This is a genomic window from Mesorhizobium sp. WSM4821 (assembly GCF_055901555.1).
On record NZ_CM148371.1, the window covers coordinates 4,153,159 to 4,169,755 of the forward strand.

Below are 16,597 nucleotides of genomic sequence, written 5' to 3' on the forward strand. Positions count from 1 at the left end.
AGGGTTGAGGGTGTCGTAGGCGGGCAATGCCCCTCCGGCCGGAAGCCGATGCGCCCTACAGCAGCACCGGCAAGCTATGGCGGTTTACGGTCTGTGGTCAAGGGGCCGGCCACGTCGGTATCGCATCCGGTGAGTTGTCTGAAGCCGCCCAGGCGCTATCTATAGGCCATTGCCGTCCGCCGCTCGCTTGCGGTTGACTTGCCAACTTCCTTCCGATTTACACCGAACCCAACACATCCCGACAGCTCGGACCTCTTTTCATGCTCGAAAAAACCTACGACGCCAAAATCGTCGAGCCAAAGATCGCCAAACTCTGGGACGAGGCCGACGCGTTTCGCGCCGGCGCGGGGGCCGAGGAGGGGGCCGAAGCCTTCACCATTGTCATTCCGCCGCCGAACGTCACCGGCTCGCTGCACATGGGCCATGCGCTCAACAACACGCTGCAGGACATATTGGTGCGCTTCGAGCGCATGCGCGGCAAGAACGTGCTGTGGCAGCCCGGCATGGACCATGCAGGCATCGCCACGCAGATGGTGGTGGAACGCCAGCTCATGGAGAAGCAGATCCACCGCCGCGACCTGACGCGCGGTGAGTTCATCGAGAAGGTCTGGGAGTGGAAGGCCGAATCCGGCGGCGCGATCCTCAACCAGCTGAAGCGGCTGGGTGCCTCGGCCGACTGGAGCCGAGAGCGCTTCACCATGGACGAGGGCCTGTCCAGGGCGGTGCTCGAAGTGTTCGTCACGCTCTACAAGGAAGGGCTGATCTACAAGGACAAGCGCCTTGTGAACTGGGACCCGAAGCTGCTCACGGCCATCTCCGACCTCGAGGTCGAACAGCAGGAGGTCAACGGCAATCTTTGGCATTTCCGCTATCCGGTCGAGGGCGAAGCCTTCGATCCGGAAAATCCGAAGACCTTCATCACCGTGGCGACGACACGCCCCGAGACGATGCTGGGCGATACGGCGGTGGCGGTGCATCCCGACGACGAGCGTTTTCGGCATCTGGTTGGCAAGAACCTCGTCCTGCCGATCGTCGGCCGCAAGATCCCGGTGGTGGCGGACGAATATTCCGATCCGGAAAAGGGCAGCGGCGCGGTCAAGATCACGCCGGCGCATGATTTCAACGACTTCGAGGTCGGCAAGCGCCACAAGCTGCCGGCGATCAACATCCTCACCGTCGAGGCGGCGGTGGCGCTCACGGACAATGACGACTTTCTCGCCGGGCTGGAGGTGACGCCCGAGCGCCGGGCCGTCTGGGACGCGCTCGACGGCCTCGATCGTTTCGTCGCGCGCAAGAAGATCGTCGAACTGATGGAGGCGGGCGGCTTCCTTGAAAAGGTCGAGCCGCATCGCCATGCCGTGCCGCATGGCGATCGCGGCGGCGTGCCGATCGAACCGTTCCTGACCGACCAGTGGTATGTCAACGCGGCCGAGCTCGCCAAGCCGGCGATCGCGTCCGTGCGCGAAGGCCGCACCAAGATCATACCCGGTAGCTGGGAGAAGACTTACTTCCAGTGGATGGAGAACATCGAACCGTGGTGCATCTCGCGTCAACTGTGGTGGGGACATCAGATCCCCGCCTGGTACGGGCCGGACGGGCGTGTCTTCGTCGAGAAGACCGAGGAGGAAGCGCTCACTGCCGCGGTCGAATATTATCTGGCGCTGGAGGGGCCGTGGAAGGCCTGGGTCGAGGACAAGCTCGAGAACTTCAAGCCGGGCGATATCCTGACCCGCGACGAGGATGTGCTCGACACATGGTTCTCGTCGGCGCTGTGGCCGTTCTCGACGCTTGGCTGGCCGGACCGGACGCCGGAGCTGAAGACCTACTACCAGACCGACGTGCTGGTGACCGGCTTCGACCTGATCTTCTTTTGGGTCGCCCGAATGATGATGATGGGCCTGCATTTCATGGAGGAGGAGCCGTTCCATACCGTGTATATGCATGCGCTGGTGCGCGACAAGAACGGGCAGAAGATGTCGAAGTCGAAAGGCAACGTCATCGACCCGCTCGATCTCATCGACGAATACGGCGCCGACGCGCTGCGTTTCACGCTGGCGGTGATGGCAGCGCAGGGGCGCGACGTGAAGCTCGATCCGGCGCGCATCGCCGGCTACCGCAATTTCGGCACCAAGCTGTGGAATGCGACGCGCTTCGCTGAGATGAACGACGTCGCGAGAAACGACGATTTCTGGCTGAACGATGCCAAGCTGGCGGTCAACCGCTGGATCCTGACCGAACTGACGCGCACCGCGGGTGAAATCACCGATGGCATCACCTCATATCGGTTCAACGAGGCGGCTGGCGCGGCCTACCGCTTTGTCTGGAACCTGTTCTGTGACTGGTACCTGGAACTGTTGAAGCCTGTGTTCACAGGTCCGGACGAGGCCGCCAAGGCCGAAAGCCGGGCTTGCGTCGCGTTCGTGCTCGACGAGATCTACAAGCTTCTGCACCCGATGATGCCGTTCATGACCGAAGAACTGTGGGCGCAGACATCAGGCGAGGGCAAGGAACGGCCATCGCTGCTTTGCCATGCCGCATGGCCGTCGCCCGACTTCGAGGATGAGGCCGCGGCCGCCGACATCAACTGGCTGATCGATCTTGTCTCCGGCATCCGCTCCGTGCGCTCGGAGATGAACGTGCCGCCGGCGGCGATCGCCCCGCTGGTGGTGATCGGCGCCAATGAAGCGACACGCGACAGGCTCGAACGCCAGGATTCGGCGATCAAGCGGCTTGCGCGGGTCGGCGATATTTCACTCGGCGAAACAGCACCCAAGGGCTCCGCCCAGATCGTGCTCAACGAGGCGATCATCTGCTTGCCGCTTGGCAGCCTGATCGACCTCACCGCGGAGGCGGCGCGATTGCAGAAGGAGCTGGTCAAGGTGACCGAGGAGATCGCTCGACTGCACAAGAAGCTGTCCAACGAGAAATTCGTCGTCAACGCGCCGGAAGACGTCGTGGAAGCCGAGCGCGAAAAACTCGGTGAGTACCGCGAGGCGCAGGAGAAGCTTTCGGTGGCGTTGACGATGGTGCGCGAGGCCGGTTGAGCTATCTTCGTCCGAGCACGGGATTGTCCCAAACCCGGTTCTACGATGCTCTGGATTCGTCGGGTTCGTCAGTCCCGAACTTTGCTTTCGAAGAGACTTCCTGCCGGGAAAATAGGCATTCCGCAGCGTAAATCTTGACGTAAACGGAAGTTTTGACCCCATTGTTGCCATAATGTAACAATGGGGTCTGGTCTTCGCAAAACGGGCCATTTTTGCGTCGTTTTGTGCCGGTTTTGTGAATTTTCTCGTCGATTTGCATCCCAATGGGCGGTTTTCTAGCTTTGCCCCGAAAGCCGTCACTTTGTCCAGAATACGTTCGGCAAGGGCGTACGCGTACGCATCGGGAATTCGTTGTTGCGACGTTAACCTGAATTGGTTCTAGCTTGGCCCACTCGTATTCGGGAGGGACATTCATGAGTAATTTGCGTTTGAAAGCGCTGCTGGGGGCAGGGTGCTTTTCGCTCGCTTTGATCGGGACGGCGCAAGCCGGCGGCCTTGAGCGCGGCGGCTACAACATCGATCTTCTGTTCGATCCCTCACAGGTCGCCGGCGAGGTTTCCGGCACCTATGTCATGCCCGACCGAACGCTGAATAACGTTGTTGATATCGATCCGTCTGATGGCATCGGGACGACCGGATTCGGCGGGGGAAAGACCGACGGCGTCCATGAAACAGAAGACTATTTTTCACCCCGCCTGGGCATCAAGGTCGGCGTCGGCCAGCATGTCGACTGCATGGCCGACTATTCGGAGCCGTGGGGTGCCCACACCAATCCGGGCAGTGACTGGATGGGCGTGAACAACAATATCGAGACAAAGATCGACAGTGAGAACTATGCAGCGACCTGTTCCTACAAGATGGATGTCGGCAAGGGGCAGCTTCGCTTCATCGGTGGCGTTTTCTACCAGGAAGTCAGCGGCTTCAAGCTGAGGCAGGTTGCACCCGCATTCGCCTCCATCGGCGACGGAACAGGGCTGCTGGAACTTGCCGGCGACGGGGTTGGCTGGCGTATTGGCACGGCCTATGAAATTCCTGATATCGCGCTGCGCGCCAGCCTTGTCTACAACAGCGCTGTCGACCTCGGCGACATCACCGGCCAGGTCGACCTTTCGCAGGTCAATGGACAGGTCATTCCGGTTTTCGGCAACCAGTCCATGCCGCAATCGGTCGAGTTCAAATTGCAATCCGGCATAGCGCCCGGCTGGCTGGCCTTCGGTTCGATCAAATGGGTCGACTGGAGCCAACTCCAGCTTGTCAGTTTTTGTTCGAGGCAGATTCAGGGTATTCTGCCCTGTACCTATGAAGGCCCAGGCTTCGTTACCTCGCTTGATCTGCTCTATCGCGATGGCTGGACTGTTTCCGGTGGCATCGGCCACAAGTTCAACGAACAGTGGAGCGGCGCGGTCACCTTGACCTGGGATCGTGGCACCACCACCGGCCTCGGCACGCAGACCGATACCTGGACCGTTGGCGGTGGCGCTTCCTTTACCCCGTCGCAGAACGTCGAACTTCGTTTTGGCGGCGCGATCGGCCTGATGACCAGCGGCGAAGTCGGACCGGAATTCAATGGAACCGACATTTCAGGCAACGACGTAACGTATACGTTCGGCAACGATCTCGTCACGGCGCTTGCGGCTTCTGTCAAGGTCAAGTGGTAACCCTTAATACCAAACAGCAAAAGGCCGGGCGTCGCCCGGCCTTTTGTCATGAATGGACCTTGCGGGCGGCGTTGCCACAACGACCGCGCCTGGCCGGCGTTGCAAATACGCGGCACACCTCCGCCTCTTGCGATTGTGACGTTTCGGCAACAGTTTCTGAACATCCTGTAATGTAGAAACCTCGCCGGGAACATTGCCTATTTCCCGCCATAAACCCGGCGCACCTCGAATTTGTCTCAGGACACGCGCCAAAAGGCTCGGCAATGGGGCAGGCCGCATCGCCCGCGGCGAGGACGAGTATGGACGCCAGAGTCATCTCCAAGGCCAAGCTGCCCAGCCGCCATGTGACCGTCGGTCCGGCGCGCGCGCCGCACCGCTCCTATCTCTATGCGATGGGACTGTCGGCGGCCGAGATCGCGCAACCGCTGGTCGGCGTCGCGAGCTGTTGGAACGAGGCTGCGCCCTGCAACATCTCGCTGATGCGCCAGGCGCAGGTGGTCAAGAAGGGCGTCGCCGCGGCTAACGGCACGCCGCGTGAATTCTGCACCATCACCGTCACCGACGGCATCGCCATGGGCCACCAGGGCATGAAATCGTCGCTGGTGTCGCGCGAGGTCATCGCCGATTCGGTCGAACTCACCATGCGCGGCCATTGCTACGATGCGCTGGTCGGCCTTGCCGGTTGCGACAAGTCGCTGCCCGGCATGATGATGGCCATGGTGCGGCTCAACGTGCCGTCGATCTTCATCTATGGCGGCTCGATCCTGCCCGGTTCCTACAAGGGCCGGCAGATCACCGTGCAGGACGTGTTCGAGGCCGTCGGCCACCATTCGGTCGGCACGATCGATGACGCCGAACTTCTTGAAATCGAACAAGCCGCCTGTCCTTCGGCCGGCTCTTGCGGCGCCCAGTTCACCGCCAACACCATGGCCACCGTCGCCGAGGCCATCGGCCTGGCGCTGCCCTATTCCTGCGGGGCGCCGGCGCCCTACGAGATGCGCGACCGCTTCAATTTCGCCTCGGGCGAAAAGATCATGGAGCTGATCGCAAAGAATATCCGCCCGCGCGACATCGTCACGCTGAAAGCGCTGGAGAATGCGGCGACCGTGGTTTCGGCCACCGGCGGTTCGACCAACGCGGCGCTGCATTTGCCGGCGATCGCGCATGAAGCCGGGATAAAGTTCGACCTCTTCGACGTGGCCAGGATCTTCGAGAAGACGCCCTATATCGCCGACCTGAAGCCGGGCGGCAAATATGTCGCCAAGGACATGTTCGAGGCCGGTGGCATTCCGCTTTTGATGAAGACGTTGCTCGACCACGGCTATCTGCATGGCGACTGCCTGACGGTGACCGGCCGCACTTTAGCCGAAAATATGGAGCACGTAGCCTGGAATGATAGCCAGGATGTGGTCCGTCCCGCCAACCGACCCATCACCCAAACGGGTGGTGTCGTGGGCTTGAAGGGAAACCTTGCCCCCGAAGGCGCGATCGTGAAGGTCGCGGGCATGTCGGAGCTGAAATTCTCAGGCCCGGCGCGCTGCTTCGATTCGGAAGAGGAATGTTTCGAGGCGGTTACGGATCGCAGCTACAGCGAAGGCGAGGTCCTCGTCATCCGTTACGAGGGCCCGCGCGGCGGTCCGGGCATGCGGGAAATGCTTTCGACGACGGCGGCACTCTATGGCCAGGGCATGGGCGGCAAGGTGGCTCTCATCACCGACGGACGTTTTTCGGGCGCGACACGCGGTTTCTGCATCGGCCATGTCGGGCCGGAAGCCGCCGTGGGCGGTCCGATCGGGCTGCTGAAGAACGGCGATGTGATCTCGATCGATGCGGTGAACGGCACGATCGAGGTGGCGCTATCCGACAGCGAACTGGCGGCGAGGGCAAAGGCATGGAAGACGCGCGCAACCGACTATCAGTCGGGCGCGATCTGGAAATATGCGCAAACGGTAGGGCCGGCGCGCGACGGCGCGGTCACCCATCCCGGCGGTGCGAAAGAAACACACTGTTATGCGGATATCTGAGTTGCTGAGGTCGTCTGTCTTTTCGGCACTGGTCGCGATCGCCACTTTTGGCGGGACCTTGGGCGCCGCAGGCCAGGCCATGGCCTTCGACGACAAGGTGTTCGACGACAAGACCGGCGTGAAGCCGCAGTCCAGCCCGTGGGCAGTGTTCCAGTTCGGCTTCTCCGCCTACAAGAACGGCCGCAAGGAGCAGGCGGCGGAAGCCTATAAATACGCGGCCGAAAACGGCCAGATCGGCGCCACCTGGAAGCTTGCGCGCATGTATGCCGAGGGTGACGGCGTGGAGCGCGACGATTACGCGGCGTTCAAGTTCTTCAGCGAGATCGTCGACCAGGACGTCGAGCCCGGTTCGCCGGAAGAGAGCTATGTATCGGACGCGCTCGTAGCGCTCGGCGACTATCTGAGGAAGGGAATTCCCGGCAGCCCCATCGCAGAGGACGAAGTGGCGGCCCAGGAATATTACATGCGCGCCGCCGCCAACTACCGCAACCCGAACGCCCAGTTCGAGATGGGCCAGATGTTCCTGAACGGCAAGGGCGGCGTCAAGGCCAGCATCAAGCAGGCCGGACGCTGGTTCCAGCTCGCCGCGGAGAAGGGCCATGCCGGTGCGCAAGCGACGCTCGGCAACCTGCTCTTCCAGAGCGGCAAGATCGTTCGAGGGCTGGCGATGATGACCGCCGCCCTTGAGCGGGCCTCACCTGCCGACCGGCCATGGATACGCGGCATGCAGGAAGAGGCGTTTGCCGCGGCAGGCGAGGCCGACCGCCGCACCGCGATTTCGCTGGCCGGTGACATCCTCACCAAAGGTGGCGGCGGCGACCAGTAGTCGCGAAGTCAGTCGTCACGAAGCCAGTTAGCCACGAAGCCAGTAGCCACGAAGATAGGGCATCCCGAAAAATCAAGTCGGGCAGCCGAGATCAGTTCTCGGTCGGTTTCGTCGGAACGGGGCTTGGCTCCGGCGTTGAGATCGGCGTAGCCGGCTGATGTGGCGCCAGTGTTCCCGGACAATCGCCCTGGATCTTTTTCCACGAGGTGTTGTTGAGCACCGTGTCGCAGCGGGCGAGGTGGCTCTGGCCGGCAAGCGTCAAGCAGGCGACCTGACCGATTTGGAACGATTTCCCGTTGGCCAGGCAATGCGGGTCGGCAAAAGCCGACGTCGCTGCGAGGGCAAGCGCCGCGGCACATGGGCAAAGCGCAAACCTGATCGTCATCCTAAATCCCAGCCGAACCCGGATTGCAGCGGAACCTCCGATTGTGGCGATATGACGGTCTATCAACCGGAACCGGCGATCCGGACCTCGAAATGATCAGATTGGCTCAAAAGCCAGTTCAACGGCCACGGGCACGTGGTCGGAGGGCTTTTCCCAGGCGCGCACGTGCTTTTCGATCGCAGCGGAGGAAAAGCGGTTGGCGGCTTCGGGCGAAAGCAGCAGGTGATCGATGCGAATGCCGTTGTTTTTCTGCCAGGCGCCGGCTTGATAATCCCAGAAGGTATAGACATCAGGGGCGTCGGTGACCGCGCGCACGGCTTCGGTGAAGCCGAGATGCTTCAGCCGGCGGAACGCCTGCCGCGTCTCTGGCTGAAACAGGGCATCGCCCAGCCAGTTCTCTGGAAATCTTGCGTCGATGGGCTCGGGAATGACGTTGTAGTCGCCCGCCAGCACCAGCGCCTCTTCCAGCAAAAGCCGTTCCTCGGCCCAGCGCTCCAGCCGCGCCATCCAGGACAGCTTGTAGGAGAACTTCCTTTCGTCGTCGACCGGGTTGCCGTTCGGCAGATACAGTGAGGCGACGCGCAACGCGCCCTTGTCGGTCGAGAACACGCCCTCGATGAAACGCGCCTGCTCGTCGGCATCGTCGCCCGGCAGGCCTCTGATGACCTCGTCGAAGCGCAGCTTCGACAGGATGGCGACGCCGTTAAAACCCTTTTGGCCACAGGTTTCGACATTGTAGCCGAGCGCCTCGATCTCGGCGCGCGGAAACTGCTCGTCGACGGTCTTGATCTCCTGCAGGCAGGCGATATCAGGCGCGCTTTCCATCAGCCAATGGGTCAAATTGCCGATGCGGGCCCGAACGCCGTTGATGTTCCACGTGACGATTTTCATGACGGCCTCATTGCTGTTCCGGCGGATGGCGTTCGACGAGGCCGATCGTATTGCCTGCCGGGTCCTTTAGGAAGGCCATCCATTCGCTTTCCCCCGCCGGCCCGAAAAGGCCTTCCGTGTCGCGATGGACGAGCATCGGCGGCGCGGTGAAAGGAACACCGGAAGCTTTTGCCGAGGCGTGGAAATCGTCAAGGCCTGATATGTCGAGATAGACGGTGCCGGCCGGCAGGCCGTCTGTGAACAGAAGCCGCACGTCGCCCGCCATGATGAAGGCGATGCCAGGCGGATCGAAGCGTACATGCACTGTCATGCCGAGCACGTCATGCCAGAACGCCAGCGTTGCATCGAGATCGCGCCCGGCTGAAAGCGCGACCTGGCGGACCGCGCCGATGGCGGGCATTTCTATATGCTGAAGCTGGTGCCGCAGCCGCACGAGGCGACCGCATTCGGGTTCTTGATCTGGAACGACTGGCCCATCAAATCGTCGACGAAATCGATCACCGAGCCACCCATATAGACCAGCGAGAGGTCGTCGATCAGAACGGTGGCGCCGTCCTTCTCGATGGCGATGTCGTCGTCGTTGCGGGTGTCGACCAGGTCAAACTTGTAGGAAAAGCCGGAGCAGCCGCCGCCCTCGACCGAAACGCGCAGCGCCGTCTTGCCGGCTTGGCCAGATACAATCTTGGCGATCCGCCTTGCGGCGGCGTCGGTCATTTCGACTTTCATGGCAGTCTTGGCATCAGCGCCCATGGGCGTCACCTTGCTTTCGGTTTCACATGATAGGTATGAAGCGCGAGGGGGCAAGTCAACTGCGGCAGCGGCTATGACAATTGAGTTGGGGCCATGACGAATGAGTTGGGCGACATCGGTTTCGGCTATCGGCCGCGCGCGGCCTATGCCTGCGATCCGGCAAAGTCGCGCGGGCGGCTGTTCGACGAGGTGGAGAGCCCGACCCGCACGCCGTTCCAGCGCGACCGCGACCGCATCATCCATTCGACGGCCTTTCGCCGGCTGAAGCACAAGACGCAGGTGTTCGTCGCGCATGAGGGCGACCATTACCGCACCCGGCTGACGCATTCGATCGAGGTGGCGCAGATTGCGCGCGCCCTGGCGCGGGCGCTGCGCGGCGACGAGGATCTGGCCGAGGCGGTGGCGCTGGTGCACGATTTCGGCCACACGCCCTTCGGCCATACCGGCGAGGACGCGCTGAACGAGAAGATGGCCGCCTGGGGCGGCTTCGACCACAACGCGCAATCGCTGCGCGTGGTAACGCGGCTGGAGAGCCGCTATGCCGAGTTCGACGGGCTGAACCTCACCTGGGAAACGCTGGAGGGTCTGGTCAAGCACAACGGACCGCTGACCGACGCCCACGGAAAGGGCCTGAACGGGCCGGTGCCGCAAGCGATCCGCGATTATTCGGAGCTGCACGACCTCGAGCTCGACCGCTTCGCCGGCATCGAGGCGCAGTGCGCGGCGATCGCCGACGACATCGCCTACAACACCCATGACATCGACGACGGCCTGAGATCAGGCTTCCTGACGCTGGACATGCTGGAAAAGGTCTCGCTGCCGGGATCGATCCTCGAAGGCGTGCGTCAGCGCTATCCGGCGCTCGACGATATGCGCACCGGCCACGAACTGATGCGCAGGCAGATCACGATGATGGTCGAGGACGTCATTGTTTCCACCAGCGCCAATCTCGCCCGCATCAAGCCGGACAGTGCAGACGCGGTGAGGGCGGCAGGGGAGACGATGGTCACCTTTTCCGCCGAAATGGCCGCGTTCGAAAAGGAGTTGAAGGCTTTTCTCTATGCGCATCTCTACCGGCACAGCGAGGTCATGCGCGTGCGCAACGAGGCCGAGCAGATCGTCAAGAACCTGTTCGATGTCTATTTCGCCGATCCGCGCGCCATGCCCGACGGCTGGCGCGAGGGGCTCGACCGGGCCGACGATCGCATCAAGGCGCGCAGCGTTGCCGATTTCCTGGCTGGCATGACGGATACCTACGCTTTGAAGGAGCACCGTCGTTTGTTTGACCATACGCCTGAATTGAGCTAGGGCGGGCTCGATTTTGCCGGCCACTAAGCCGGATTCCTGCAAAGCCGCCAGAGCCACGCCAAATGAACATCTTCGCCGACTTCAACGCGCGAATCACCAGAGCTGTCGAAGCGCTTGATTTGAAAGACAAGGACGGCGGTTCGCTGGACCTGTCGCGCATCGCCGTCGAGCCGCCGCGCGACGCCAGCCATGGCGACCTGGCGACCAATGCGGCGATGGTGCTGGCCAAGCCGACCGGCCAGTCCCCACGCGCACTGGCCGAAAGGCTGGCGCAAGCGCTGCGCGCCGACACCGACATCGCCGCCGCCGACGTTGCCGGTCCGGGCTTCGTCAATCTCAGGCTCAAGGATGCATTCTGGCAGACGCATCTGACCGCGCTGCTCGGCGAGGGCCGCAATTACGGCCGCTCGACGGTCGGCGGCGGCAAGAAGGCCAATGTCGAATACGTCTCGGCCAATCCAACCGGACCGATGCATGTCGGCCATTGCCGTGGCGCGGTTGTGGGCGATGCGCTCGCCAACCTGATGGCCTTCGCCGGTTACGACGTGACCAAGGAATATGTCATCAACGACGCCGGTTCGCAGATCGACGTGCTCGGCCGGTCGGTCATGCTGCGCTACCGCGAGGCGCTGGGCGAAGAGATCGGCGAGATTCCGGCCGGGCTTTATCCCGGCGACTATCTCGTGCCGGTCGGCCAGGCTCTGGCCGGCGAATTCGGCCGCTCGCTGCTGCAGATGCCCGACGAGGAAGCGCTTGCCATCGTCAAGGACCGGACCATCGACGCGATGATGGCGATGATCCGCGCGGATCTGGCGCTGCTCAACGTGCATCACGACGTCTTTTTCTCGGAGCGCACGCTGCATGCCGACAACGCCCGGAAAATCCGCTCGGCCATCAGCGACCTGACGCTCAAGGGGCACATATACAAAGGCAAGCTGCCGCCGCCCAAGGGCGAGAAACCGAACGACTGGGAGGATCGCGAGCAGACGCTGTTCCGCTCTACGGCGGTCGGCGACGACATGGACCGGGCGCTGGTCAAGTCGGACGGCACCTTCACCTATTTCGCCGCTGATGTCGCCTATTTGAAGGACAAGGTCGATCGCGGCTTCGTCGAGCTGATCTATGTGCTTGGCGCCGATCACGGCGGTTATGTGAAGCGCCTGGAAGCGCTCGCCCGGGCCATTGCCGGCGACGAGGTGAAGCTCACCGTCCTGCTTTGCCAGTTGGTGAAGCTCTTTCGCGACGGCGAGCCGGTGCGCATGTCGAAGCGGTCGGGCGATTTCGTGACCCTGCGCGAAGTGGTGGAGGAGGTCGGCCGCGATCCGATCCGTTTCATGATGCTCTACCGCAAGAACGATGCGCCGCTCGATTTTGATTTCGCCAAGGTAACCGAGCAGTCGAAGGACAATCCGGTGTTCTACGTGCAGTATGCCTCGGCGCGCTGCCATTCGGTGTTCCGGCAAGCGAGCGAACAGTTGGGCGAGGCCAATTTCGACCGCAATCGGCTGGCCGCAGCCACCGCTTCGCTGGCCGACGAAGGCGAGATCGGTCTGATCCGGAAGCTTGCGGAATATCCGCGGCTGATCGAATCCGCGGCACTTGCGCTCGAGCCGCACCGGCTGGCATTCTACCTCTACGATCTCGCCTCCAGCTTCCACGGACATTGGAACCGCGGCACCGAGAATCCCGACTTACGTTTTGTTAAGGTTAACGACCGACAATTGACGCATGCCAGACTAGGGCTGGTGCAGGCTGTTTCGGACGTTTTGACGTCCGGCCTGACGCTTATCGGAGCGGATGCGCCCACCGAAATGCGTTAGGTTTGTCTAAAAAACCTGTCACCTTTTGCCCACATTGCGCTGGTAAGGGCCAACCCTACGCGACGTCCATGGCGTCCGAATGAGTGCGAGTTCGGGAACAATAATGGCAGACAGAACCCAGCTGAGAGCAGCCGCCCAAAACGATATCGCCGACGATGATCCGTTCGCGGAACTGACCAGGATCATGGGGTTCGACCCGCGCCAGCCGGTCAGGCCCCAGGCTCAGCCGAATGCGGCTCCCGCCAGCCAGCCGATGGACGAGGGCGATTTCGACATCGACCTCGAGAAGGAATTGATGGGCGAATTCGGGGCCGACGACAATGACAGTGTCGCCGAGGTTCGCGAGCCGGCCTTCAACGCGACTGCCACTGACGCAGTGGACGACGAGCTTGCCGCGTCGCTCGAACAGGATTTCCCGCTGTATGACGACGCGGCGGACGAAGCCGTCCATGCCGTTGCTGCCTGGGAGGCGCATTCTCGGGCTGCCGAAGCATCCGCGCCGGCCGTTGAATCTGCTTTCGACGATGGTTTCGATGACGGTTTCGACGATGCGCTCGCCAGTTCGCTCGAAGATGTCTCGCCATTCGAAGATGATTTGCCGGTAGACGACGAGCTTGCCGCGTCGCTCGAACAGGACTTCCTGCTGTATGACGACGCGGCCGACGGGGCTGAACAGAATACTGCCGCCGCCGATGTTTCCGCGTCGCGCGCCGAGCCCGGCTTGGACGATGAGTTCGAAAACGCGGTCGCAAGCTCGCTCGAAGACGAGCTGGTGCTGGATGAGCATGTGCCGGTGGAGAGCGCCGCCGACGTTCCCGCGTCGCGCGCCGAACCCGCGGTCGCAAGCTCGCTCGAAGACGAGCTGATGCTGAACGAACACGTGCCGATGGAGAGCGCCGCCGAAGCTTCTGAAGGCTCCGCGCCGGTCGCCGAGCCCGCCTTCGACGATGAATTCGACAACGCGATCGCAAGCTCGCTCGAAGACGAGCTGACGTTCGATGACCATGTTCCGACGGAACACACCGCCGTCGATGCTGCCGCTGCGCCTGTTCGGGCAGTTTCGGATGAGTCCGATGAGGACTTTGCCAGCCATTTCGACGACGCCATGGCCGATGTCGATATGGATTTCGACGTTCGCACGGATGAGCCAGTCGAGGTCGATGAGCCCGAAGTTGACGAACCGGAGACAATCGCCGCCAAGGGCGAGCCTTCCGTCGCGCTCCCGGAAGATGCATTCGATAACGAGTTCGATTTGAGTTTGGACGACGTGCTTGCCGAGGAAGCCGAAGAGCCGGTTGCGCAGGCCTCCGGCTTTGCGGCCCCGCCGACTGCGCCAACCACCATGGTTCAGCCGCCGGAGCCAGCCCCCGTCGCTGACGAGCGGAGCCTGGAAGACGAGTTGAACGCGCTGTTGGGCGCCATGAGCACACGGGCTGCTCCCGTGGCTGTGCCCGAATCCGCCATGATTCAGCGGCCTGCGGCCGCGGCTGAAAGAGCCGCCGACAAACCAAGGGATATTGTCGACGACCTGGATTGGAGCCTTGACGAGCAAGCCCCTTCGGTGCCGTCGGATGACGACGCGGTTCAATCCGCCGACGCCGATCTCGACACCGTTCTCCTCGATGAGCTCGAGGGTCAGGATTTCGGTGCTGAAGATGCCGCCGAGGCGGCCGATGTCGGTTTCGACGATGATGAGTTGCATGCCGCCTTCGCCAAGGACATCGGTCTGGATCATGGCGACGGTGATAAGGTTGCGACATCCGCTTCCCAGGAGGATTCGGATGAATCGCTCAACTGGCTGGAGGCACGGCCCGCCCCGCCGGCGCCGGCCCGTTCGTGGAGCCGCGTAACGCCGGTCGCACAGTCGCAGCAGCCTGCCTTCGCGGCCCAGCCGACGGCTTCGGCGAAGACCGCTGAAGCCGCGCCGCCGATGGCTGCGGCACCGTCCTATCAGAATGAGTCGGCCTATCAGAATGAGTCGGCCTATCAGAATGAGCCGGCCTATCAGAATGAGCCGGCCTATCAGAATGAGCCGGCCTATCAGAATGAGCCCGCCTATCAGAACGAGCCCGCCTATCAGGACGAGCCGGCCGAAGGCGGCGCCGCCGATGCGGCATCCACGCCAGCGCAAAGCGAACGACCTCCGGTGGATGAGGAGATGCCCGACCTCGAGACGGTCGATGTGCCCGAGCGCGTCGTGGCGCTGGCGGACGATCTCGATATTCCGGAACTCGACTTCGACGAAGACGAGCCGGCGGCGCCTGTCTATGACGATCTTGACACTGAGTTCGCCAGCCTTCTCACGGAAATGAATGCCGTGGACGTTGCCGCCGCCCCGGCGCGCAGCGCGGCGTATGACGATGCATCGGAGTTCCATTCAGACGCCGAGATCAAGTCAGGCTATGAGTCCGACCGCGTCGAAACGCGGACCTATGCGGCGAGGCCTGCACAAACGCCATTCAGTGCGTCCTATGCCGACGCTGCCGGCGGCTTCGATCTGGGCGATGCGCCCGGCGGCGGGTCGGCTTCGCAGGCGGACGACTTTGGCTTGGACGAATTCGACTACGACCCCGAACTGGATGAAGCCATGTCGGTTCCCGGCCTGGCCGGGCAAGAGGCCGCGAGGCCCCGGAGCCGTGGCCTGCTGGTCGCCGCGGTCGTTGGCGCCGTGGCGATCGCCGGTGGTATCGGCGCCTTCGCATTGTCTTTCGGCGGCAGTGGCGGCAGCGATGCGCCGGTCATAGTCAAGGCGGACAATGCACCGATCAAGGTCAAGCCGGAAAATCCGGGCGGTACCGTCGTGCCGAACCAGAACAATAAGGTCTATGACGCCGTGGCCAAGGGTGGCGCGAGGCCTGCCGAGCCGGTCCAGGAAAAGCTGGTCACCAACACTGAAGAGCCGGTGGACGTGACGGCCAAGGAGCCGCCGCAGAGCCGTGTCGTCGATCTTTCGCCTGACGGCATCGACGCGACTGAAGGCGCCGATGCGATCGGTGGCACGCAAGCGGCCGGCGACTCGCAAGCGGCCGGCGGCACGCAAGCAGCCGGAAATGCCGACGCCGCTGCCGCTCCGGCACCCAAATCCGAAGACCGTATCGCCCAGGTCCTTCAGGAGGCCGACAACGACATAACACCCGATGTCGTCGCCGTTGCGCCGCGCAAAGTGAGGACCATGGTCGTCAAATCAGACGGTTCACTGGTTGCGCGCGAGGATCCGTCGCCTGCGGCACCGCAGGTGGCTGCCGTCGAGCCTGTCGATCCGGCGCCGCAGCATGTGGCACCGGCGGCCCAGGCCGACGACGCGGAGCAGACCGGCACGGTGCCGTCTATTGCCGACCAGGCAAGTGGCGACCCAGTGGCCGGCGATCAGTTGATCGAAGCCGTTAAGCCGGCGGCCGCGCCCGAGGCCCAAACTGCTCAACCCGTCAACACGCCGGCCACGGTTCCGGTGGCGCCGCAGCGTCCGTCCGACCAGCCGGTCGATGTCGTCGGCGAGGTCAAGCCCGACCAGGTTGCGTCCATCAATCCGGCGGCCGCCTCGAACGGCGGTGGCTCGTGGTCGATGCAGATCGCCTCGCAACCGACTGTCGAAAGCGCCCAGTCGACCTATCAGGATCTGCAGCGCCGCTATGGCAGCGTGCTTTCCGGCCTCACCGCCAACATCGTCAAGGCCGAGATTGCCGGCAAGGGAACGTTCTACCGCGTTCGCGTCCCGGCGAAATCGCGCAACGATGCGATCAACCTGTGCACCAACTACAAGGCTGCCGGCGGCAACTGCTTCGTGTCGCGCTAGCCAAATCTCCGTCCATAGGGGCAAGAACCGGCGCGGTCACGGACCGCGCCGTTTCTTTGGATTCTGGCTCAGCCGCATGTGGTTTGATGCGATTCCCT

11 protein-coding genes are annotated in these 16,597 nt (G+C 62.7%); 7 read left to right on the forward strand and 4 right to left on the reverse strand.

All coding sequences use genetic code 11. The features are described from left to right. Positions 1-260: 260 nt before the first annotated feature. From AC0NID_RS20150 to AC0NID_RS20165, 4 genes are all read left to right on the forward strand, one after another. Positions 261-3,044 carry a valine--tRNA ligase gene (locus tag AC0NID_RS20150; RefSeq protein ID WP_473456721.1) on the forward strand — a complete coding sequence of 928 codons (2,784 nt, stop codon included), beginning with the start codon at positions 261-263 and terminating at the stop codon, positions 3,042-3,044. Between the two features lie 413 nt (positions 3,045-3,457). After that, positions 3,458-4,702: an outer membrane protein transport protein gene (locus AC0NID_RS20155; RefSeq protein ID WP_473456723.1), complete on the forward strand. Its 1,245-nt coding sequence runs from the start codon at positions 3,458-3,460 to the stop codon at positions 4,700-4,702. 299 nt (positions 4,703-5,001) lie between these two features. Then, complete coding sequence (ilvD, locus tag AC0NID_RS20160) at positions 5,002-6,726, forward strand: dihydroxy-acid dehydratase (RefSeq protein ID WP_473456725.1); 1,725 nt, start codon at positions 5,002-5,004, stop codon at positions 6,724-6,726. Further along, the gene (locus AC0NID_RS20165) at positions 6,713-7,552 is read left to right on the forward strand and encodes a tetratricopeptide repeat protein (protein WP_473456727.1); all 840 of its coding nucleotides are present in this window, start codon (positions 6,713-6,715) and stop codon (positions 7,550-7,552) included. Before ilvD ends, AC0NID_RS20165 begins: the two co-directional genes overlap by 14 nt. Positions 7,553-7,643: 91 nt before the next feature. On the opposite strand, the gene AC0NID_RS20170 is transcribed toward AC0NID_RS20165, so the two are convergent. The 4 genes from AC0NID_RS20170 to erpA form a co-directional block, all read right to left on the reverse strand. Beyond that, the gene (locus AC0NID_RS20170) at positions 7,644-7,937 is read right to left on the reverse strand and encodes a hypothetical protein (RefSeq protein ID WP_473456729.1); all 294 of its coding nucleotides are present in this window, start codon (positions 7,935-7,937) and stop codon (positions 7,644-7,646) included. A gap of 96 nt (positions 7,938-8,033) precedes the next feature. Beyond that, a complete protein-coding gene (xth, locus tag AC0NID_RS20175) occupies positions 8,034-8,828 on the reverse strand; it encodes an exodeoxyribonuclease III (protein WP_473456731.1) in 795 nt (264 codons plus the stop codon). Between the two features lie 7 nt (positions 8,829-8,835). Continuing rightward, positions 8,836-9,228, reverse strand: a complete 393-nt coding sequence (locus AC0NID_RS20180; protein ID WP_473456733.1) for a VOC family protein — start codon at positions 9,226-9,228, stop codon at positions 8,836-8,838. A 2-nt stretch (positions 9,229-9,230) separates the two neighbouring features. Beyond that, on the reverse strand, positions 9,231-9,578 hold the full coding sequence (gene erpA, locus AC0NID_RS20185) for an iron-sulfur cluster insertion protein ErpA (protein ID WP_473456735.1): 348 nt from the start codon (positions 9,576-9,578) through the stop codon (positions 9,231-9,233). 93 nt (positions 9,579-9,671) lie between these two features. Here erpA and AC0NID_RS20190 point away from each other — a divergent pair, with 93 nt between their 5' ends. From AC0NID_RS20190 to AC0NID_RS20200, 3 genes are all read left to right on the forward strand, one after another. Continuing rightward, a complete protein-coding gene (locus AC0NID_RS20190) occupies positions 9,672-10,886 on the forward strand; it encodes a deoxyguanosinetriphosphate triphosphohydrolase (RefSeq protein ID WP_473456737.1) in 1,215 nt (404 codons plus the stop codon). A 62-nt stretch (positions 10,887-10,948) separates the two neighbouring features. After that, positions 10,949-12,706: an arginine--tRNA ligase gene (argS, locus tag AC0NID_RS20195; protein WP_473456739.1), complete on the forward strand. Its 1,758-nt coding sequence runs from the start codon at positions 10,949-10,951 to the stop codon at positions 12,704-12,706. Positions 12,707-12,809: 103 nt separating this feature from the next. Continuing rightward, positions 12,810-16,499 carry an SPOR domain-containing protein gene (locus AC0NID_RS20200; protein ID WP_473456741.1) on the forward strand — a complete coding sequence of 1,230 codons (3,690 nt, stop codon included), beginning with the start codon at positions 12,810-12,812 and terminating at the stop codon, positions 16,497-16,499. Positions 16,500-16,597: the final 98 nt, after the last annotated feature.

Bases quoted from the DNA above. Each gene is read 5' to 3' on its own strand.
- AC0NID_RS20150 (WP_473456721.1), top strand. From the start codon at position 261: ATGCTCGAAAAAACCTACGACGCCAAAATCGTCGAGCCAAAGATCGCC.
- AC0NID_RS20190 (WP_473456737.1), top strand. From the start codon at position 9,672: ATGACGAATGAGTTGGGCGACATCGGTTTCGGCTATCGGCCGCGCGCG.
- AC0NID_RS20165 (WP_473456727.1), top strand. From the start codon at position 6,713: ATGCGGATATCTGAGTTGCTGAGGTCGTCTGTCTTTTCGGCACTGGTC.
- AC0NID_RS20170 (WP_473456729.1), bottom strand. From the start codon at position 7,937: ATGACGATCAGGTTTGCGCTTTGCCCATGTGCCGCGGCGCTTGCCCTC.
- ilvD (WP_473456725.1), top strand. From the start codon at position 5,002: ATGGACGCCAGAGTCATCTCCAAGGCCAAGCTGCCCAGCCGCCATGTG.
- AC0NID_RS20155 (WP_473456723.1), top strand. From the start codon at position 3,458: ATGAGTAATTTGCGTTTGAAAGCGCTGCTGGGGGCAGGGTGCTTTTCG.
- erpA (WP_473456735.1), bottom strand. From the start codon at position 9,578: ATGGGCGCTGATGCCAAGACTGCCATGAAAGTCGAAATGACCGACGCC.
- AC0NID_RS20180 (WP_473456733.1), bottom strand. From the start codon at position 9,228: ATGCCCGCCATCGGCGCGGTCCGCCAGGTCGCGCTTTCAGCCGGGCGC.
- argS (WP_473456739.1), top strand. From the start codon at position 10,949: ATGAACATCTTCGCCGACTTCAACGCGCGAATCACCAGAGCTGTCGAA.
- AC0NID_RS20200 (WP_473456741.1), top strand. From the start codon at position 12,810: ATGGCAGACAGAACCCAGCTGAGAGCAGCCGCCCAAAACGATATCGCC.
- xth (WP_473456731.1), bottom strand. From the start codon at position 8,828: ATGAAAATCGTCACGTGGAACATCAACGGCGTTCGGGCCCGCATCGGC.